General features: G+C 61.3%; 16 protein-coding genes. 12 read left to right on the top strand and 4 right to left on the bottom strand.

Features of this window, described 5'->3' with window-relative positions; all coding sequences use genetic code 11:
* From rsxD to JJQ76_RS06960, 12 genes are all read left to right on the top strand, one after another.
* Positions 1 to 1035: an electron transport complex subunit RsxD gene (gene rsxD / locus JJQ76_RS07015; RefSeq protein WP_210396058.1), complete on the top strand. Its 1035-nt coding sequence runs from the start codon at positions 1 to 3 to the stop codon at positions 1033 to 1035.
* Complete coding sequence (gene rsxG / locus JJQ76_RS07010) at positions 1032 to 1676, top strand: electron transport complex subunit RsxG (protein WP_210396056.1); 645 nt, start codon at positions 1032 to 1034, stop codon at positions 1674 to 1676. Before rsxD ends, rsxG begins: the two co-directional genes overlap by 4 nt.
* On the top strand, positions 1669 to 2370 hold the full coding sequence (locus tag JJQ76_RS07005; RefSeq protein ID WP_210396055.1) for an electron transport complex subunit E: 702 nt from the start codon (positions 1669 to 1671) through the stop codon (positions 2368 to 2370). The genes rsxG and JJQ76_RS07005 overlap by 8 nt, the downstream gene beginning before the upstream one ends.
* A gap of 18 nt (positions 2371 to 2388) precedes the next feature.
* A complete protein-coding gene (gene nth / locus JJQ76_RS07000; protein WP_210396053.1) occupies positions 2389 to 3024 on the top strand; it encodes an endonuclease III in 636 nt (211 codons plus the stop codon).
* Positions 3025 to 3126: 102 nt separating this feature from the next.
* A complete protein-coding gene (locus JJQ76_RS06995; protein WP_210396046.1) occupies positions 3127 to 3630 on the top strand; it encodes a hypothetical protein in 504 nt (167 codons plus the stop codon).
* Positions 3624 to 8054 (top strand): tetratricopeptide repeat protein, encoded by a 4431-nt coding sequence (locus JJQ76_RS06990; protein ID WP_210396044.1) that lies wholly within the window; start codon positions 3624 to 3626, stop codon positions 8052 to 8054. The genes JJQ76_RS06995 and JJQ76_RS06990 overlap by 7 nt, the downstream gene beginning before the upstream one ends.
* Entirely contained in the window at positions 8035 to 8649 is a 615-nt protein-coding gene (locus JJQ76_RS06985; RefSeq protein WP_210396042.1) for a tetratricopeptide repeat protein, read from the top strand. Before JJQ76_RS06990 ends, JJQ76_RS06985 begins: the two co-directional genes overlap by 20 nt.
* Before the next feature lies 1 nt (position 8650).
* Positions 8651 to 8938 carry a hypothetical protein gene (locus JJQ76_RS06980; protein WP_210396040.1) on the top strand — a complete coding sequence of 96 codons (288 nt, stop codon included), beginning with the start codon at positions 8651 to 8653 and terminating at the stop codon, positions 8936 to 8938.
* Between the two features lie 180 nt (positions 8939 to 9118).
* Positions 9119 to 9820 (top strand): MotA/TolQ/ExbB proton channel family protein, encoded by a 702-nt coding sequence (locus tag JJQ76_RS06975; protein ID WP_210396038.1) that lies wholly within the window; start codon positions 9119 to 9121, stop codon positions 9818 to 9820.
* The gene (locus JJQ76_RS06970) at positions 9817 to 10332 is read left to right on the top strand and encodes an ExbD/TolR family protein (RefSeq protein WP_210396037.1); all 516 of its coding nucleotides are present in this window, start codon (positions 9817 to 9819) and stop codon (positions 10330 to 10332) included. Before JJQ76_RS06975 ends, JJQ76_RS06970 begins: the two co-directional genes overlap by 4 nt.
* A 10-nt stretch (positions 10333 to 10342) precedes the next feature.
* On the top strand, positions 10343 to 10840 hold the full coding sequence (locus JJQ76_RS06965; protein ID WP_210396034.1) for an ExbD/TolR family protein: 498 nt from the start codon (positions 10343 to 10345) through the stop codon (positions 10838 to 10840).
* On the top strand, positions 10840 to 11883 hold the full coding sequence (locus JJQ76_RS06960; protein WP_210396032.1) for a hypothetical protein: 1044 nt from the start codon (positions 10840 to 10842) through the stop codon (positions 11881 to 11883). Before JJQ76_RS06965 ends, JJQ76_RS06960 begins: the two co-directional genes overlap by 1 nt.
* A 3-nt stretch (positions 11884 to 11886) precedes the next feature.
* Here the strand turns inward: JJQ76_RS06960 and JJQ76_RS06955 are convergent, their stop codons facing one another.
* The 4 genes from JJQ76_RS06955 to JJQ76_RS06940 all read right to left on the bottom strand — a co-directional run bounded on the left by JJQ76_RS06955 (position 11887) and on the right by JJQ76_RS06940 (position 19141).
* Positions 11887 to 14994, bottom strand: coding sequence for an efflux RND transporter permease subunit (locus JJQ76_RS06955; protein ID WP_210396030.1), 3108 nt, complete (start codon positions 14992 to 14994; stop codon positions 11887 to 11889).
* 4 nt (positions 14995 to 14998) lie between these two features.
* Positions 14999 to 16063, bottom strand: a complete 1065-nt coding sequence (locus JJQ76_RS06950) for an efflux RND transporter periplasmic adaptor subunit (RefSeq protein WP_210396028.1) — start codon at positions 16061 to 16063, stop codon at positions 14999 to 15001.
* 131 nt (positions 16064 to 16194) lie between these two features.
* Positions 16195 to 18240 (bottom strand): ABC transporter substrate-binding protein, encoded by a 2046-nt coding sequence (locus JJQ76_RS06945; RefSeq protein WP_210396026.1) that lies wholly within the window; start codon positions 18238 to 18240, stop codon positions 16195 to 16197.
* A 121-nt stretch (positions 18241 to 18361) separates the two neighbouring features.
* Entirely contained in the window at positions 18362 to 19141 is a 780-nt protein-coding gene (locus JJQ76_RS06940) for an SDR family oxidoreductase (protein WP_210396024.1), read from the bottom strand.
* Positions 19142 to 19146 lie beyond the last annotated feature (5 nt).

Genomic DNA, 19146 nt, shown 5'->3' with positions numbered 1-19146 from the left:
ATGGCGCTAATGCGACTCAGTTCACCCCACGTCCATCGCCCCGGCAAAACCGGCGACGTGATGAAGCAGGTGATTGCTGCCGCCCTGCCCGGCCTGGCCACACTGGTGTGGTATTTTGGCTGGGGGCCGCTGATTAACGCAGTGTTTGCGGTAACCCTGGCACTGCTGTTTGAAGCCGTCATACTCAAGCTGCGACGGCGCCCGCTCGGCTTTTACCTGGGCGATTTCAGCGCCGCACTGACAGGCCTGCTGCTGGCTCTGGCACTACCACCTTACCTGCCCTGGTGGACCACCACCGTGGGCGTTTTTGTCGCCATCGTCATCGCCAAGCAACTGTACGGGGGACTGGGGCAGAACCCGTTTAATCCGGCCATGATCGGTTACGCCCTGTTGCTGATCTCTTTTCCGGTGGAGATGACCCGCTGGGCAGGGCCACAGGAGGTCACCGGCGCCCAGTTAAGCTTTGTCGATGCGCTGGCGGTCATCTTTGCCGGGCAGGGATTGCCCGACGCGGTCACCATGGCCACACCGCTGGAAACCTTCAAACACAAGGGTGCGCTGACCGCCGATGAGTTGTGGGCTCAATCAGCCCAACTGCTGGCCGGGCTGCATGCGTGGCAAGCGGTCAATCTCGCGTTCCTGCTTGGCGGCATCTACCTGCTGCTACGTCGCATTATCACCTGGCATATTCCCGGCGCGCTGCTGTTCACCCTGTTTATGGTATCCGGCTTCTTCTATGGCGCTGACCCCAGCAATCACGGCTCACCGCTGTTTCATCTCAGCACCGGGGCGATCATGCTGGGCGCGTTTTTTATTGCCACCGACCCGGTCACCGCAGCCACCAGTAACAAGGGCAAACTGGTGTTTGGTGCCAGCATTGGCCTGCTGATCTATATTATTCGCACTTGGGGCAACTATCCCGATGCGGTGGCATTCTCGGTGCTGTTGATGAACCTGGCGGCACCTTTTCTGGATTACTACACCCGTCCGCGAACCTACGGCCATAAACAGCCGCAGAAGGGGATCAAGCGATGAGCCTCGTCAGCGCCATTCGCACTAACAGCCTGGGCTTGTCACTGTTCGCACTGATCACAGCCGGCGCCATTGCCGTGACTCAAGTGATGACCCGCGACAGCATCGCCGCTAACCGCGAGGAAGCCGCCGCGCGCGCACTCTACGAGATCATCCCGGCAGAGCGGATCGACAACGACCTGCTGCACGACACCGTCACCCTGCCCCGCGCCCAGCAAGTAGGTTCCGAGGGCCCGCTGGCGATCCACCTGGCCCGCAAGGATGATCAGGTCATCGGCGTTATCGTGCCGGTGATCGCTGCCGACGGCTACACCGGTAGCATTGAGCTGATCGTGGGGATCGAGGCTGATGGCACCCTGGCCGGGGTGAGAATCCTGCGCCATCAGGAAACCCCGGGGCTGGGCGACAAAGTTGATCTGAAAAAGTCTCCCTGGGTGCTCGGGTTCAACGGTGAGCGCCTGCAGAGTGACGATGATCCGGGCTTCGCAGTGAAAAAGGACGGCGGCCGGTTCGACCAGTTTACCGGCGCCACCATCACCCCGCGCGCGGTGGTCGGTGGCGTCAAACGGGCACTGCAGCTATTCCGCGACAATCGCGCCCACCTGCTTGAAGGGTCCCCCTGGGAGGTACACCGTAATGGCTGATTACCGCAAGATCACCCTGGACGGCCTGTGGCACAACAACCCGGCACTGGTGCAGTTACTGGGGCTCTGCCCGCTGCTGGCAGTAACCGGCTCGGTGGTTAACGCCATCGGCCTGGGACTCGCCACCACCCTGGTATTGGTGGGATCCAATCTGGCGGTGTCGCTGATTCGCAATCTGGTTCCCGACGCCGTTCGCCTGCCGGCGTTTGTGATGATCATCGCCTCTTACGTCACCTGCGTTGAGCTGTTGATGCAATCCCTCACCTACGACCTGTACCAGATCCTCGGGATATTTATTCCGCTGATCGTCACCAACTGTGCCATCCTCGGCCGTGCCGATGCCTTTGCGCGTAAGAATCCGGTAATGCCCGCGGTGCTGGATGGATTGATGATGGGCGTCGGCTTTTCGGTGGTACTGGTACTGCTGGGCGGACTGCGCGAACTGCTCGGCCAGGGAACCCTGTTCAGCGATATGCAGCTGCTGTTCGGCCCTGAAGCCGCCGGCTGGAAGCTCACCCTGTTCAGCGATTACCCCGGCTTTCTGTTTGCAGTTCTCCCCCCCGGTGCATTTGTCGGCATGGGCCTGATCATCGCGGTCAAAAATATCATTGATGCCCGGCGCAAGGCGCGTACCGAGCGCCAGCCGCAGCCGGTTGAAGATGGCGGCAGCAAACGGGTCCGGGTGACCGGCTAGATCCGGGAGCATAGCGGTATGAACGCAGCCAAACGTCTGGAGATTTTCACCCGCCTCAGGGACGACAATCCCCACCCCACCACCGAGCTCAATTACAGCTCCGCGTTCGAGTTGCTGATTGCTGTGATTCTGTCGGCCCAGGCCACCGACGTCGGGGTCAACAAGGCCACTGCCAAGCTGTTTCCCGTTGCCAACACGCCACAAACCATTGCGGCCCTCGGTGTTGAGGGCCTCAAGCAGTACATCAAGACCATCGGCCTGTTCAACGCCAAAGCCGAGAACGTGATCAAAACCTGCCACCAATTGGTCGATCTGCACGGCGGCGAGGTACCCGCTGATCGCGAAGCGCTGGAAGCACTCCCGGGCGTCGGCCGCAAGACCGCCAACGTGGTTCTCAATACCGCCTTTCGCCAACCCACCATGGCGGTGGACACGCATATATTCCGGGTCGCCAATCGCACTCGTATCGCGCCGGGCAAGAACGTACTCGAGGTTGAGAAAAAACTACTGCGTTTCGTTCCGCGTGAGTTCCTGCTCGACGCGCACCATTGGCTGATTCTTCTCGGGCGCTATACCTGTACCGCCCGCAAGCCACGCTGCGGCTCCTGCCTGATCGAAGATCTCTGTGAATTCAAGGACAAGAGCGAAGGCTGAGTCCACTATCGGCCCTTGGTCGATAGTCACTACCGAGCAGACATGTTAAATTCGGTGACCGTTTAGGACCAAGGACCCACGCTGAATCGGCCAGCGCCCCTCATGAGCAGCAAAACGTTCGCACAGACTCTCATTGTCGCAGCCACCCTGCTGCTCGCGCCGCTGCTCAACGCCGAGTCCCGCCAGAATCCGGTGGTGGCCGAAAGCCGCGCCCTGCAGATCGAAGCCACCCGTTTGTTATTCGATTTTTACTACACCGAACAATCACTGCTGTTTCCCGAATACGACCTGATCACGCTGCAGTTCAATCAGGAGTATGGCGCGCAGATGCTACTGCAGCGGCTGGAGATCTGGCTGAACGGCAACAAGGTCGATCAGCTCGAATACAGTTTTGGTGATATCGAAAAACTGATGGCGGGAGCGCATCAGCGGATCTACGCCACCCTGCTGCCTGCCGGCTCCCATACCCTCAAAGCACGCCTCTACGGAATCGGCTTTCGACACGGCCCCTACCTGGAAGGCGAGGTGCAGATCGAAAAGGCCGCCATGCCGATCCAGCTGCACATGCGGGTTCAGGGTGCCAACCTGGTGTTTGAGCAATGGTAGTGGCTGGCCGCGTCACCGCACTGCTGACCCTGGGTTTGCTGATCGCCGCGGCACCGCCGCTGCTGGCCGACCACATCAGTCAGGAGGAAGCCCGTCACCTGCTGCTGTGGCCCGAACGCTACAAGTTTCTCTCGCGCTGGCAACAGGATAAGGAGAAATACCCCAAAGAGTTGATACCCGGACTGCTGGCTTCCCACTCCAACGTCACTGAAGACGGCCGGGTATTGCGTCTGCCGGCAGAAGTGGAAAGCCTCTATACCCTCGATCAGGTCAACCGGCTGTGGCTCAATCAGGCGCTGGTACACTACTACAACCGCGATCTCAGCGACGCCGAACACTCGCTGTCGCAACTGGCACCGCCCGTGCACCCCAAGGTCGCCGAGCGCGCCCAGATTGTCAGCGCCATGCTGGCTCAAGCCCGGGGGCAGCACCGTGAGGCACTGGTCATGTATGATCGCCTGCCCGCCGACAGCGAACTGCTGCCGATGATCCGCTACAACCGCGCGCTCAGCCAACTGGCCTTAGGCAACAACGACACTACCCGTTCCCTGCTGAAAACCCTGATGCCGCCTCCGCCAGCGACGGCAGAAACCAACCCCAAAGCGCCCATTTCCGACCCGTCCCCCAGCAGCCAGCTGAGCGGCTACGCCAGCCTGCTGGATGCGCGGGTGGCGGCCACCCAGGGCGAGAACAACGGTCGCATCGACACCCGCTTGTTTGCCAATGTCGATGCTGCCTTGCATCGCCAGTTGTTGATGACCGAGGCCAGCCTATATCGTCAGCAGGGCGATGCCGACGCAGCACTCATGGCGCTGCTAGAGCTGGTCGATACCAGCGGCGACGGCCCCTTGTCGCTGCACCAGAGCTGGCTGTTGCAGTTTCTCTACGCCAAGGGCGCCAGTGCCCAGGCCGCCGAGATCAGCGGCATCTGGATCGACGCCCTGACCAAGCAGTTGGAATACCAGCAGGATGCCGGCAGCAAGATCAACGACCCCAACTTCGAGCGCCAACTGAATCAGCGCCACAGCGGCGACAACGCCACAGCGTTGCTCCACTTCAGTCCCGCAACCCGCACCCTGGTGCAGGAACTGGAGCGGGTAAACACCCTGATCAAGCTGGTGGAAAATAACCTCAAGTATATTCGCGGCTACGAAACCCTGTTCAAGCGCGGGCGCGCCTACGTTGCCAGCCAGTTGCTGGTGCACGCCGACCTGGCGCCGCGCCCACCCTACCGCGTGCCCGCAGAGCACGCAGCCGGCAAGTCCCCGGACCAACTGGCCCTTGAGCTCGAACTCAGCTCCCTGGTGGGCACCCCTAACCCCTGGCAGGAGCGCTATACCCAGCTCACCGGCCTGTCGCTATGGACCACCGGCAGCCCTTTTCCCTACCCCTGGTGGGAAACCCAGGTTGATCTGAAGAAGGCTCAGCAGGCACTGGAAGTACATATCAACAGCCGCCGTGCACTGGTGGAAACCCTCAACACCGAAGCCACCCAGCAACGGGCAGACAGCTTGCGCCAGCTCGAACCCCGAGCACGCAAGATGCTCAAAGAGCTCAACCGCAACCGCGTCAAGCTGTCAAAAGCGCTGGCCCAAAGTCTCAAGGACGAACCGGCGCGCATGGTGCTGAAGGCGGAACAAGCACTGCTCTGGCTCACCTCCAAATCGATACCGCAACTTCAGTACTTCAGCGGCACCGCTGACCAGAACCACTATGTCCTGGTGCGGGAAGATGGCCAACGGCGACTGGAGAACCGCCCGCGTGAACCGGTACTGCCGGACCTTTCTGCGCTGCATCGCGCCCTACGCCTACTGCAGGAACGCGGTCTCAACCGCAGCGTTTCGGAACAGGCCCAACGCCACCTGGCAGACCTGACCCTGATGCTGGCGGAAAGCGCCCAGATCGAGGGCTGGAAAGCGACCGACCCCAGCATCAGTTTTGCCCGTGCCATCGAGCTTTATGAGCCCCTGCTCGACCGCGGTGACGACGTGGAGCAGAAAGACCAGATCCTCTACCAGCTTGCCCGCGCCTACGACCTCGCCGGCGACGCCCGCCGCTCTCTGGACGCACTGCTGCGGCTGCAGCGCGACTACCCCGGCAACCCCTTTGGGCAGGAGATCGGCTTCCGTATCGGCGAGTTGCAGTTCACTCTGGGTGACTATGATCTCGCCGCAGAGCAGTACCAGCGCCTGCTCGACGATCCCGACGCAAGCGACTACCAGGACAGGGCGCTGTACAAGCTGGCCTGGTCCGACTTCAAGCTGGGCAACCATAGTAAAGCGCTGGTCAGCTTCTTCCCGCTGGTTGACAAGTACTGGGATCAACGCCAGGGAGATGACGGCAGCAAACGGCGGCTGCTGGCCGATGTACTGCGGGTGATCGCCATGACATTTGCCTACCAGCAGGGGGTCGATACCGTGCGCGACTACTTCGCCCGCGTTGGCGAGCGGCCCTATGAAGAGCGCGTCTACGCCGATCTCGGCCAGTACTACGAACGCAAGCGGCGCTACAGCGATGCTGCCGGTAGTTTCAGCGCACTGGTGGAACGCTACCCTGACGGCGACAACACCCCTTACTACCAGTCCCGCGTGGTAGCCGCCTACAGCGACGGGGGTTTCCCCCAACAAGCCTGGCCCGCCCGCGAGGCGTTTGTAGCGCGTTTCGGCACCAGCAGCAGCTACTGGCAGAACGCCGACGACAACCGCCGCAGCTACGTGCGCGAGTTCCTCCCCGCTTACCTGCAGGATCTGGCACAACGCGACCACGCCAAGGCACAGCAAGCCAAAGAGAAAAGCGAAGCGGCGTTCAACTACGGTCTGGCACTCGGTTGGTATGACCAGTTTATCGAGGCGATGCCCGGTGACCCCAAGCTGCCGCAGATGTACTTCCTGAAAGCGGAGGCACTGACCGAACTGGGGCAAACGGAAGCCGCCGCCCGCGCCTACGAACTGGCGGCCTACAGCGAGGGCGACTTTGATAAACGCCATGAGGCCGGCTACGCCGCTCTGCTAGCGTACCAAGCGCTCTATCAAGGAGCCCGGAATGAGGAACAGCAGCGCCGCTGGCTCGACACCAGCATCACACAGAGTCGGCGCTTCGTCTCCACCTACCCCAACGCGCCGCAGGCGGCCCAGATCGCCACCAAACTGGCCGAAGACTACCTGCTCAGCCAGGATAACGATGCCGCGCTGGAAGTTGCATCGATCCTGCTGGAACAGAACCGCAGCCTTAAACCGGACCTGCGCTTGCGGCTGTGGCGAGTCAGCGCCCACGCCAACTTTGAACTGCAGCGTTACGCTGCGGCCGAACGCGCCTACCTGCAAGCGCTTGCTCTGAACGTTGCGCCCGAGGAGCGTCTGGTATTCCGCACCCGTACCGCCGAGGCGATCTACAAGCAGGGCGAATACGCCCGTGACCAGCTCAAGGATAACGTAGCCGCCATCAACCACTTCCTGCGCGTGGGACACGTAGTCAACGACGCCAAGGTGCGCCCCACCGCGGAGTTCGATGCCGCCACCCTGCTGCTAACCGAGCAACGCTGGCCGGAAGCTATCCAGGTGTTGGAGCAGTTCCGCACCGCTTACGTCGGCAACCCGCTGCAGGAGACGGTGCCGGACAAACTGGTCGTGGCCTACGAGCAGACCGGCCAGTGGGCCAAGGCCTCATTCTATCTGGACCAGATATTCCAGCGCGAAGGTCCCTCGGCACTTGGCCGAGAAGCGCTCTGGCGCGCGGCTGAACTGGAGCAGAAAGCGGGCAATCCGCGCGCCGCTGCGGCCATTTACGAACGCTTCATCGCCAGCTTCCCCGCTCCGCTGGAAGAGGCGATGGACGCCCGTGAAATCCTGGTCGAGATCGCCGATGCAACCGGCAACAGCCGCGCCGCCGAACGCTGGCTGGATGAGATGGTCACCACCGTGGCAGCCGCCCCCGAGGTCAGCGAGCGCTCATTGCTGCTGGCCTCTCGCGCGTCGCTTCGATTGGGGCGCAGCAAGGTATCCCAGTTCGAACGGGTCAAGCTCACGCTGCCGTTGGACAAGAGCCTCACCCGCAAGCAGACGCTGATGGAGGAAGCCGCCGGCTACCTCAATCGCACCATCGAGTTTGGCCTGGCCGAACCCAGTACCTTTGCCACGGTGATGTTGGGGGATCTCTATCGTAACCTCAGCAAAGACCTGATGGCCTCGGAACGGCCGCGTGAACTCGACGAACTGGCGCTGGAACAATACGAGATCCTGCTGGAGGAACAAGCCCTGCCGTTTGAAGACCAGGCGATCGAATTCTACGAACTGAATCTTAAATGGATCGCCGAAGGCATTTACACTCCGGGTATCGCCACCGCCCTGGAGCGCCTGCGCGGTATCATGCCTGCGCGTTACGACAAACCCGAGCGAGTACCGACCTATGTCGAATCCATCGATTAAGCTGCTGACAATCGCGCTGGTACTGGCGCTCACCGGCTGTGGTGGAGCCAACATCAAGCGCGCCGAGCAGCTGCAGGTCGGGTTGCCGGAACTACAGGAGCGGGTGCTGGTGATCAGCCCCGAAGGGCGGGCAGAATACGCAGCAGCGGTGGCGCTGCTGCGCAACAACCAGCCCTACGAAGCCCGCGCCGCGTTGCAACAAGTGATTGAGCGCCACCCCCAGATTCCCGGCGCCTACCTCAACCTGGCGCTGCTCGACTTCCACGAAGGGTTCGACGACAGCGCTCGCAGCCGGGTCAACAAAGCACTGGAACTTCTGCCGCGCAACGCCGCCGCCTACAACCTCAGCGGCACGCTCTACCGCCGAGAAGGCAAGTTCCGCCAGGCCTGGGAAGCCTACTCGCTGGCGCTGGCGGTTGACGACAGCTACGCCCCGGCTCACCTTAACCTGGCCATTCTGTTCGATATCTACCTGCAGTACTGGATCGATGCCCGCACCCACTATCAGCGCTATCTGGAGCTGACCGGTGAAGACGAGAAGGTCAGCCTGTGGCTGCAGGATCTGGACCGTCGCATCAAACGGGCAGGAGGCTGATATGATCCGAACCCTGCTGTTGCTGCTCATCACTGCCGTCACATTGCCACTGCACGCGGCCCCGGAACCGCCCAAGAGCGAGCCGGCCATCGCCATCGAAATTACCGGCGATAAAGAGGTACCGCTGGTGCTCTATATTCTGCCCTGGCAGAACCCCCGCGCGGAGATGCCGGACCCGCCCCAGCTGGACGATCCGGCACTGCGGCCACTGACACCCTGTGAGCTGGGTGACAGTTTCAGCGCCGAGGAGGTGAGTGCCTGGCAGTGTGACGACCGCGACAGACCTTGACCTCGGTCTTTGTACCGGCCTTGTCATTAGCATATAATCCTCCCCGATTTTTTGCGGATATTCCGGTCCACCGATCCCGGCCTATCCTGTGCAGGACGCGCAAACCCCTCTCTCGGCCGACGCCATTGATGCGGTTTATCGCTGCACACCGCCCAACAACCAGCAGGTTAAGGTAGTCGAATGTTTACAGAACTCTTCGATACGATCGTTCGCTTTATTCAGGACGGCGGGCTCTTCATGTACCCGATCATGATCACCCTCGCCCTCGGTCTCGGAATCGCACTGGAACGCTACCTCTATCTGGTGATGGTCAAGACCCGCAACCGTATCGCCTGGAACCATATCCAGCCGCTAATGCTGCAAGGCAAGATCAAGAGCACCATGGAGTATGTGCGCAACTCCAACGCCCACCTCTCCAAGATGCTGATCTACGCCCTCACCCACCTGATGAACGGCCGCCGCGCCGACGACGTCGAGCGGATGCTGGAAGAGGGCCTGATGGAGATCATTCCACGGCTGGAAAAACGCACCCCATACCTGGCTACCTTCGCCAACATCGCCACCCTGCTCGGCCTGCTGGGTACCATCCTTGGTCTGATCGCGGCGTTCTCCGCGGTGGCCAATGCCGACCCGGCGGAGAAAGCCAATCTGCTCTCCAGTAGTATTTCTGTAGCCATGAACACCACCGCGTTCGGGTTGGTGGCAGCGATTCCACTGCTGTTGCTGCATGCAGTCATCACCACCAAAACGGCCGAGATTATCGACAGCATGGACATGGCCACGGTCAAGCTCACCAACCTGATCGCCATCAACCGCGGTGCCAAGCAGAAGCTCGAGGAGCGTGACGACAAGCCGGTGCAGCAGGTAACGCTCGGCTCATGAGTCGCAGACGCCAGCGACGCCAGGGGCGGCACGAAACGCCCGAAATCAACATCACCGCCTTCATGAACCTGATGGTGGTGTTGATTCCGTTTCTGTTGCTTACCGCCGCCTTCAACCAGCTCACCATTCTGGAGCTCTACCTGCCACAGGTAGGGGCGCCGGGCGTGGAAGAGAAAACCAAGCTGCCGGAACTCGAAGTGATTCTGCGCGCCGACAGCCTGACCCTGCAGGACCGCAAGAATCGCAAGACCTATCACAAACAAGAGGTCGCGCTAAAAGAGGATTACGACTACCACCGACTGCAAGCCAGCCTGCAGCCGATCAAGCGCCAGTACCCGCAGCTCTCTACCATCACCGTGCTGGCGGAACCGGGCATACCCTACGAGCGCCTGATCGCGGTGATGGATCATATCCGCGCGGTCAATCTGACTCAGGATGGCCAGCTGTCCGCCTTTGAACTGTTCCCGGACATCGCCCTCGGCGATGCCCCGGCGCAGCAAGGCAAGCGCTGAGGAACCCCGTATGAGCCGACCTCAGTCCCGTAACAGCCGCCGCTATGCGCGCAAACAGATCAAGAAGATCCCGTCGCTGAACCTGGTTTCGCTGATGGATATCTTCACCATTCTGGTGTTCTTTCTGCTGGTCAACTCCAGCAACGTGCAGCCACCCAGCAGTCCGGAGCTGCGCCTGCCGGAAGCCAAGGTGGAGAAACCGATCGAGCCCAGCCTGATGATCGAGCTGACCAACAGCGACATCGTGGTGCTGGGGCGCAAGGTTGCTGATGCTACCCCTTACCTGCAACCGGAAAGCGACGATCTGATTCCAGGTCTGATTGAGGAGCTGCGCTATCAGGCCAGCCGTGGCGGCCAGCGCGGGGACAGCGACCAGCTGCACGCCACGCTGATGGCGGATCGGGAGATCCCCTTCCAGCTGTTGAAAAAGATCATGCTGAGCGCCGCCGAAGCGGATTACAGCAAGATGTCATTTGCCGTCATCGGCCAGGCACAGGACGCCGACTGATGACCAAACCGTACCGCTACGACCCCCTCGAACCACACCTGCTGCCCTGGTCGGAAACCCGCGAAGAACAGCAACTGCTGTACAAAACCACCGGCTGGACACTGGGCGTCTTTGTGGTCCTGTTTCTCCTGTTCAACTTCGTGTTTGAACCGGCGCCCGTCGAGCGCCAGGCGCTGGAAAAAGTCCCGGCACGGCTGGCGCAGGTGATGCTGGAGAAAAAGCAGGAGGAGCTGCCGCCGCCACCGGCTATCGAAGAGGAAGAGCTGCCCGAGCCTGAACCGGAGCCCGAGAAGCCCAAACCCGAACAACCCAAACCCGAGCCCAAGCCGGAGCCAAAACCGGAGCCCAAGCCCGAGCCGCCCAAGCCGGAACCCAAGCCCGAGCCGAAGCCGGTGTCCAAGCTCAAGGCCAAGCCCAAGCCAACCACCGAGCAGGTCAAGCAGGCGCGTGAACGCGCCCAGAACAGCGGCATCAACAAACTGCAGAACCAGTTGTCGGCGCTGCGCAACCTGAGCAAGCCTGCCGCCACCGCTGCCAAGCCGATCAAGCAAGCCACAGCGGCCGCGGCCCAGCGTCAGGAGCGCCAGTTGATCGGCAAACGCGCCGAACAACGCAGCGGCGGTATAGAAACCACGGCGGTCGCCGCTCAGGCCAGTCAACAGCTGAGTGGCCGTGAAACCACGCGCATTGACGGGCCGACAGATCTGGAGCAGGCGGAAGCGATGGCAGCGGCGGTTCCGGCCGGGCCAAAACTGCGCACCAACAGCGACGTCAAGCTGGTATTCGACCGCAACGCCTCGGCGTTCTATGCCCTTTACCGCCGCGCCCTGCGCAGCAATCTGGGGCTTGAGGGCCGGGTGGTATTCGATCTGGCGATCACCCCGGATGGGCGGGTCGAGCACTGCAACATCGTGTCCAGCGGCCTTGGCGATGCCGATCTGGAGCGCAAACTTACCGCGCGTTGCGGCCTGATCGACTTTGGCGCTCAGGATGTGGAACGCTGGCGGGACGAGATCGCGATCGACTTCGCTCCCCAGGGCTGAGCACTACTCCGGGTTTTGTGCGTTCTCCCGCTCCAGTTGCTGGCTGACGCGGTGGGGTGACCCGGTGCGCCGCGCCAGAACCGCATAGGCCACCGGCACCACCAACAGGGTAAACAGCGTCGCCGATATCACCCCGCACAGAATTACCGTGCCGATCACCAGGCGGGTTTCCGTGCCCGCGCCGCTGGAGAGCAGCAGCGGCAAGGAGCCCGCCGCGGTGGTGATGCCGGTCATCAAAATCGGTCGCAGCCTGACCACCGAGGCCTCAATCAACGCGGTTTCAAACGCCTTGCCCCGGTCACGTAGCTGATTGGCAAACTCGACAATCAAAATACCGTTCTTGGCCGCCAGCCCCACCAGCATGATCAGCCCGATCTGGCTGTAAATATTGAGGGTCTGACCACTGAGGTAGAGACCCAGCAGCGCTCCGGCGATGGCCAGCGGCACCGTCAGCATGATCACCAGCGGGTGCAGCCAGCTCTCAAACTGCGCCGCCAGCACCAGAAACACCACCAGCAGACCCAGCGCAAAAATAAACGCCACCGACTGGCCGGCTGCCTGGTAATCCTGCGACTGCCCCTTGTAATCGATGATCACCTGGCCCGGCAGGTGCTCACGCACCAGCGCCTCCAGGTACCCCAGCGCCTCCCCCAGGGCATAGCCGTCCGCAAGGTTGGCTTCCAGAGTAATGGCGCGTACCCGGTTGTAGCGATTCAAACGCACCGAATCGGCAAACTCCTCCAACTGCACCAGGTTGGCCAGTGGGATCAGCTCGCCACTGCTGTCCGAGCGCACGTAGATATTCTCCAGACTCGCAGGGGAGCGCTGCAGCGAACGCTCCCCTTCAAGGATCACGTCGTACTCTTCACCCTGATCGATGAAGGTGGTTACCTGACGCGACCCCAGCATGGTTTCCAGGGTGCGGCCGATGGTGCTGTTGCTGACGCCAAGCGCCGCTGCACGGTCGTAGTCCACCCGCACCCGCAACTGCGGCTTGGTTTCCTTGTAATCCCAGTCCAGTCCTTCCAGTCCCGGGTTGTCAGCATTGATCTCGGCCAGCAGCCGATCGCGCCAGGCCACCAGTTCGTCGTAACTGCCGCCGCCGATGGTGAACTGCACCGGCTTCTGTATCCGCCGCCCGAAACCCTGTCGCATCACCGGAAACGCGCGCACGCCGGGAAGATCGCTGAGGCGTTGCCGAATATCGGCCATGATCGCCCAGGCGGAACGACGCTGCTCCCTGTCATCGAGCACAATGATGGCGATGCCGCTGTTAAAGATCGCCAGATTGCCAAAACCACGCGGTGCGCGCACCAGCAAGCGGGTGACCTCACCGCTCTCCACCAGCGGCATCAGGCGGCGCTCAACCTCGGTCATGTAGTCGGCGATATAGCGATAAGACGCCCCTTCCGGACCACTGACCAGAACAAAGAAGGCACCGCGGTCCTCCTTGGGAGCGTATTCGTCGGGAATCTGGGGATACAACCAGAAGCAGCTACCCAGCAGTGCTACGAACAGCACCACCACCACCAGATAGCGATGGACCAGCCAGGTCAGCAGGCGCCGGTAGCCATCCTGCAACGCGCGAAACAGACGGTCGACCAGGCGGACCAGGCGCCCTTCATGGGCCTGGGAGGTCAACACTTTGGACGCCAGCATCGGTGACAGGGTCAACGCCACAAAACTGGAAAATGCCACCGCCGCCGCCATAGTCAGGGCGAACTCCGAGAACAACCGCCCCAGGTCACCCTGCAAGAACGCGATCGGCACGAATACCGATACCAGCACCAGCGTGGTGGCTACCACCGCAAAACCCACCTGGCGGGCGCCGCGAAATGCGGCCACCAGCCGGGTTTCACCGTAACTGTCCATCCGCCGGTGAATGTTTTCCAGCACCACAATGGCGTCGTCTACCACCAGACCGATCGCCAACACCAGCGCTAACAGAGTCAGCATATTGACCGAGAAGTCGAGCCACATCAGTACCAGTGCGGTAGCGATCAACGACACCGGCACCGTGATCGCCGGTACCAGTGTCGCCCGTGCACTACCGAGAAACAGATAGATCACCGCCACCACCATGATGATGGCGATCCCCAGCGTCTTATAGACCTCGGCTATCGCCCCCTCAACGAACACCGAAGAGTCATAACTTTGATTGATGGACATCCCTTCCGGCAGGGTCGGATTGAGCCGTGCCGCTTCGGCCTTGGCGGCGCGCGCCACGCTGATGGTATTGGCGGTGGACTGCTTGATGATGCCGATCCCCACCATCGGCACCCCGTTGCCGCGGAAGAACAGCCGCTCCTCAGCTGCGGCTTTCTCTATCCGTGCCACTTCACCCAGCCGGATCAGGTGGCCGTCACCGCCGCGTCCGATCACCAGCCGGGCAAAATCATCGGCGCTGCGAAACTGACGTTCAACGCGAATACTGAACTGCCGCAGGTCAGAGTCGATACTGCCCGCCGGCAGCTCGACATTCTCAGCCCGCAGGGCCGCCTCGACGTCAGCGGCGGTGAGGGATTGCGATGCCAGCGCCGCACGGTCGAGCCAGATCCGCATGGCAAAGGTCTGGGCACCGCCGATACGGGCACGGGCAACCCCGTCCAGCACCGAGAAGCGGTCCACCAGATAGCGTTCGGCGTAGTCGGTCAGCTCCGGCACGGTGAGCCGGTCACTGGCCAGATTCAGCCACATGATCACGTCGTCGTTGCTGTCGACCTTCTGGATATCCGGCGCGTCCGCCTCTGCCGGCAGATCGCTGAGAATCGCCGATACGCGGTCGCGGATATCATTGGCTGCCGCCTCAACATCCCGCCCGGTATCAAACTGCACCGATATCCGCGAGCGTCCGTCCTCACTGCTCGACTCCACAAAGCGGATGCCTTCAAGGCCGGCGATGCGGTCCTCGATCAGTTCGGTAATACGGCTCTCCACCACATTTGCTGCGGCCCCGGGATAGCGGGTATCAATCGACACCACCGGCGGATCAATGTCCGGGTACTCCCGCAACGGCAGACGATCAAACGCCAGCAAACCAAAGGCCACCAGCAGCAATGACAACACGCTGGCGAAGACCGGACGACGAACCGAGATATCGGAAAGCAGCATCTGTTCAGGCTCCGGGTTTACGCAGCATATCGGCTAGCGGCTGGGTACCGTCATCCAGATTGCGAATAGTAACCTTGCCACCGACGCGCGCCTTTTGCTGGCCGTGGGTGATCACCCGTTCGTCCACCGCCAGACCGCTCAGGATCTCAACCCGGCCGGGGCGGCGACTGCCGATCTGGACCTGACGCATCGCGACCTGTTGCTGTGCATCGACCACCATGACCCGATGCTCGACGCCGCTACCGAGCAGCGCCTCCTCCGGAATCGTCAGCGCCGTGCGCGGGTTGCGTTCCAGGACCACCCGCATCAGCAACCCCGGTCGCAGCACCAGATTGGGGTTGTCGATCCGGGCGCGCACCCGAATCGCCCTGGTGACCGGATCGATACGGCTGTCGATACTGGCGACTTCGCCACTGACAGTCATGTCGGCAAACGCACTGGTTTGCGCCGAGATCGGCAATCCCGGGCGCAGATCAGCGAGATAACGGCTGGGAACGGTAAAATCGAGTTTGAGCGTGCGAATATCATCCAGCCGGGTGATCAGGTCGCCCGGCTCAACCAGCGCTCCGACGCTGATCTGGCGCAGCCCGACCATACCGCCAAACGGCGCCCGGATAACGCGATCTGCGATCCGTGCCTGCATCGCTGTACGCGCCACTTCGGCGCGTTCAACCTCCAGCCGGCGCTGATCCAGGTCCTCCCGCGAAGCCAATTGCTGGCGCTCCAGCTTCTGTAACCGGGCAAGTGCCAGCCGGCGCTCCTCCAACAGGGCGGATACATCCGCCAACAGCGCTTCCTCTTCGCTTTTTTCCAATACCGCCAACACCGCGCCGGCGGCCACCTGCTCACCGTCGTCAAAGTTAAGTGTCACCACTTTCTCGGTCACGTTGGCGGTAATATCTACCGCTTCATTGGCTTGCGCTGTACCCAGCGCCTCGATGCGATCAGAAAAAGCTTCACTCACCACCGGCGCAACAATCACCGCCGGTGGCGATGCTGCCACGCCCGGAGTACTGAGCAACAGCCCCAGCCATCCGCCCCACCCCAACATCTCACCACGCAATCTCATCTATTACTCCGGCGCTATAGCGGCGCGCACCATGCGCTTCGCTCTGTGGCTGCAAGCATAATCCTGTAAAGTTATCGTGATTAAAACCAACGCACGGCGTGTTGGCAGAAGAAACTGCGTGGACACGCAATTCAGGACTCTGTATCAACGGCCAGGGCCTCACAGGCCAGCGTCAGACGATTGCGTCCCTGCTCCTTCGAGGCATACAACGCCCGGTCCGCCATGCGGTAAAGCGCCGCTTCGTCGGTGCTGTCGGCAGGGAAGGTGGCCGCGCCGATGCTCACCCCCACCTGCACCGAATGACCGTCAATAACGGTCGGCTGGGCCAGCGAGTTGATCACCCGCTCCCCCAGCTGGCGGATATCCTGGGGCGAAGCCTGATCCAGCATCAGAACCGCGAACTCATCGCCGCCGATCCGGGCGATCAAATCCGTTTCACGGAAAATCCCCCGTAGTGCCAACCCAACCCGCCGCAGCAACTCATCACCGGCCGGGTGGCCATAGTGATCATTCACCTCCTTGAACAGATCCAGATCCATCAACAGCAGTGAAAAACGGAGTGGCTGGCGCGCAGAGCGCTTGATCTGTTCCTGCAGGGTGATGTTGAACTGGTGGCGGTTGGCCAGTCCGGTGAGGGAGTCGGTCAGCGCCATACGCACGATCGCCTGCTCGCTCTTTTTCTGCTCGGTAACATCACGTACCACCAGAATATAACCGATGGTGTCATTGTCCTTGTTGATGATCGGCCCGCCCATGGACTGTCCCGGGAAGGGCTCGCCGCCCTTACGGCGGTAATCGAGTTCATAGGGCAGCAGCCGCGTTTTTGCGCCGGGGTAGAATCGCAACTCACCCTGCTCGTTAAAATCCTCGGAGCGCATGTAGAGGATGCCACTGGAGCGCCCAATCACCTCTTCCGGGCGATAGCCGAAAATCTGCCCGAACGCCGGATTACACATGATAATGTTGCGCTCCAGATCACCGATGACGGTAGCATCAGGCGTGCTCTGGAAAATCGCCTCGAAGCGCGCCGTCTGGTTGCGGAGCTTATTCTGTACTTGGCGACCGTAGTCAATCGCTGCCCGCAAACGGCGGTTGTAAAACCATAACACCAGCGCCACGGCTACCAGCAACATCAGGCTACCCCCCAGCCCGCCAACCATCCGCCGCCACTGATCCAGATCCACCCGCGGGTCGGCATCAAAAATAAAACCACTGAGGTCGTAACCGGGGAGAGCCATCCCCTGGGCCACAAAGGTATCCGCCATATGCGCCCAGCGCCCCGGATTCATGTGGCCCATCTCGATCAGCTCAGGCAGTATCAACGACCGCATCCGCTCCGCCTCGTAACGCAGGTGTTCACGGGATTTAGCATCGTTGTATTCGGCGATGATCAGCTCGATCACCTCTTCCGGATGCGCCATGGCATACTCCCACCCCCGCAGCGAGGCCTCGCGGAAGCGCCGTACTCCGTCCGGCATGGCGCCGAGCGCGGCTTCGGTGGTAAACAGAATATCGGAGTAAAAGTCGACGCCATAACTGGCGGGGTGAATAACCGAGATCGGAATTTGGCGTTGCGCCAGATAATAAGGTTCATTGGTGAGGTAGGAGTTGAACGCATCAACCCGGTCCTCAATCAGGTCGTTGATATCGTAGCTACTTTTGATGACATCAATGCGGGATATATCGACCCCTTCATTCTCCAGCATGGCCACCAAGCCGACGTCGGCCCCTTGGCTGATCAGCATCACCTTACGACCGATCAGGTCGTGGGGGGTCCGAATGCCGGCAGATTGCTTGGATACCAGCACCGAGGCCGAGTGCTGAAAAATAGCCGCCAGCGCCACCAGTGGCTGGCCCTTTAACCGCTGATGCAGAAGCTCGCCATTGGCTACCCCGAACTGGGCCCTGCCGGCCAGCACCTCGCTGACCGGTTCGCGCCCGGGGCGACCGTTAAGAATCGTCACATCAAAGCCAGCTTCCCGGTAGAAGCCCTGTTGCTTGGCGGCATAGTAGCCGGCAAACTGAAACTGGTGATGCCAACGCAGCTGCAGCGTTACCGCTGTCAGAGCTTCATCTGCCTTTGCAGGGTGAGCGCCCCAGACACCAATAAGCAGTATCAGCAGCATCACCCGACGGCATACCAAGAGAGGAATTGAGACCTGTGTGTTGTTTGCCAACTGACATCCCTGCACGGTGGGTAAAGTCGCTATCGGCAACCTCTACTACCGTCACCGAGACCCGGGTAAAGTATGGCACAGCCTCAACCTTGCGGTTGCTCCCCTTGAGCCCGAACAATCATTATAGAGTACCGGGAAAAGCACCGCCGTCGAGGAGAATGTTCTGTCCGGTAATATAACCGGCATGCTGACTGCACAGAAACGCGCAGGCGGCGCCAAACTCTTGCGGCTGCCCAAAGCGTCTGGCGGGATTACCGTTACGCCGTGCTTCGCGCACCTGCTCCAGGCTCTGGCCGGTTTTCTCCACCACACCCTGCAGAGTGGCGTTGAGCCGGTCAGTATCAAAAGGTCCCGGCAGCAGCGCATTGATGGTCACGTTGTGCGCCACGGTTTCGCGCGCCAAGCCGGCGACAAAGCCAGTCAGACCGGCGCGGGCACCGTTGGACAACCCCAGCACCCCGATCGGCGCCTTGACCGCTGCCGAGGTGATATTGACGATGCGGCCGAAGCCGCGCGCCATCATGCCGTCGACTACCGCCTTGATCAGATAGATGGGCGTCAACATGTTGGCCTGCAACGCCGCGTGCCACTCCTCATCGCCCCAGTTACGAAAATCCCCTGGGGGTGGCCCGCCAGCGTTGTTGACCAGAATATCCGGCTGCGGACAGGCGGCCAGCAGTGCCTGCTGCACCGCTGTGGTGGTGACATCGCCGGCCACCGTCAGCACCTCAACCCGGTAACGGGTTCTGAGATCACTGGCGGTTGCTTCCAGTGCCTCGCTACCGCGCGCGTTGAGGACCAGCTGCACACCCTCGGCGGCCAGCGCTTCGGCGCAGGCACGCCCTAACCCTTTCGACGCCGCGCAGACGATAGCGCAGCGACCCTTGATACCCAGATCCATAACCT

The sequence above is a fragment of the Motiliproteus sediminis genome (assembly GCF_017912535.1).
GTDB lineage: Bacteria > Pseudomonadota > Gammaproteobacteria > Pseudomonadales > Balneatricaceae > Motiliproteus > Motiliproteus sediminis.
Note: the sequence above shows the minus strand (reverse complement) of the source record. Positions and strands in the feature narration are given on the sequence as shown.

Coding starts and splice junctions, on each gene's coding strand:
- rsxD (WP_210396058.1), top strand. CDS start 1: ATGGCGCTAATGCGACTCAGTTCACCCCACGTCCATCGCCCCGGCAAA.
- rsxG (WP_210396056.1), top strand. CDS start 1,032: ATGAGCCTCGTCAGCGCCATTCGCACTAACAGCCTGGGCTTGTCACTG.
- JJQ76_RS07005 (WP_210396055.1), top strand. CDS start 1,669: ATGGCTGATTACCGCAAGATCACCCTGGACGGCCTGTGGCACAACAAC.
- nth (WP_210396053.1), top strand. CDS start 2,389: ATGAACGCAGCCAAACGTCTGGAGATTTTCACCCGCCTCAGGGACGAC.
- JJQ76_RS06995 (WP_210396046.1), top strand. CDS start 3,127: ATGAGCAGCAAAACGTTCGCACAGACTCTCATTGTCGCAGCCACCCTG.
- JJQ76_RS06990 (WP_210396044.1), top strand. CDS start 3,624: ATGGTAGTGGCTGGCCGCGTCACCGCACTGCTGACCCTGGGTTTGCTG.
- JJQ76_RS06985 (WP_210396042.1), top strand. CDS start 8,035: ATGTCGAATCCATCGATTAAGCTGCTGACAATCGCGCTGGTACTGGCG.
- JJQ76_RS06980 (WP_210396040.1), top strand. CDS start 8,651: ATGATCCGAACCCTGCTGTTGCTGCTCATCACTGCCGTCACATTGCCA.
- JJQ76_RS06975 (WP_210396038.1), top strand. CDS start 9,119: ATGTTTACAGAACTCTTCGATACGATCGTTCGCTTTATTCAGGACGGC.
- JJQ76_RS06970 (WP_210396037.1), top strand. CDS start 9,817: ATGAGTCGCAGACGCCAGCGACGCCAGGGGCGGCACGAAACGCCCGAA.
- JJQ76_RS06965 (WP_210396034.1), top strand. CDS start 10,343: ATGAGCCGACCTCAGTCCCGTAACAGCCGCCGCTATGCGCGCAAACAG.
- JJQ76_RS06960 (WP_210396032.1), top strand. CDS start 10,840: ATGACCAAACCGTACCGCTACGACCCCCTCGAACCACACCTGCTGCCC.
- JJQ76_RS06955 (WP_210396030.1), bottom strand. CDS start 14,994: ATGCTGCTTTCCGATATCTCGGTTCGTCGTCCGGTCTTCGCCAGCGTG.
- JJQ76_RS06950 (WP_210396028.1), bottom strand. CDS start 16,063: ATGAGATTGCGTGGTGAGATGTTGGGGTGGGGCGGATGGCTGGGGCTG.
- JJQ76_RS06940 (WP_210396024.1), bottom strand. CDS start 19,141: ATGGATCTGGGTATCAAGGGTCGCTGCGCTATCGTCTGCGCGGCGTCG.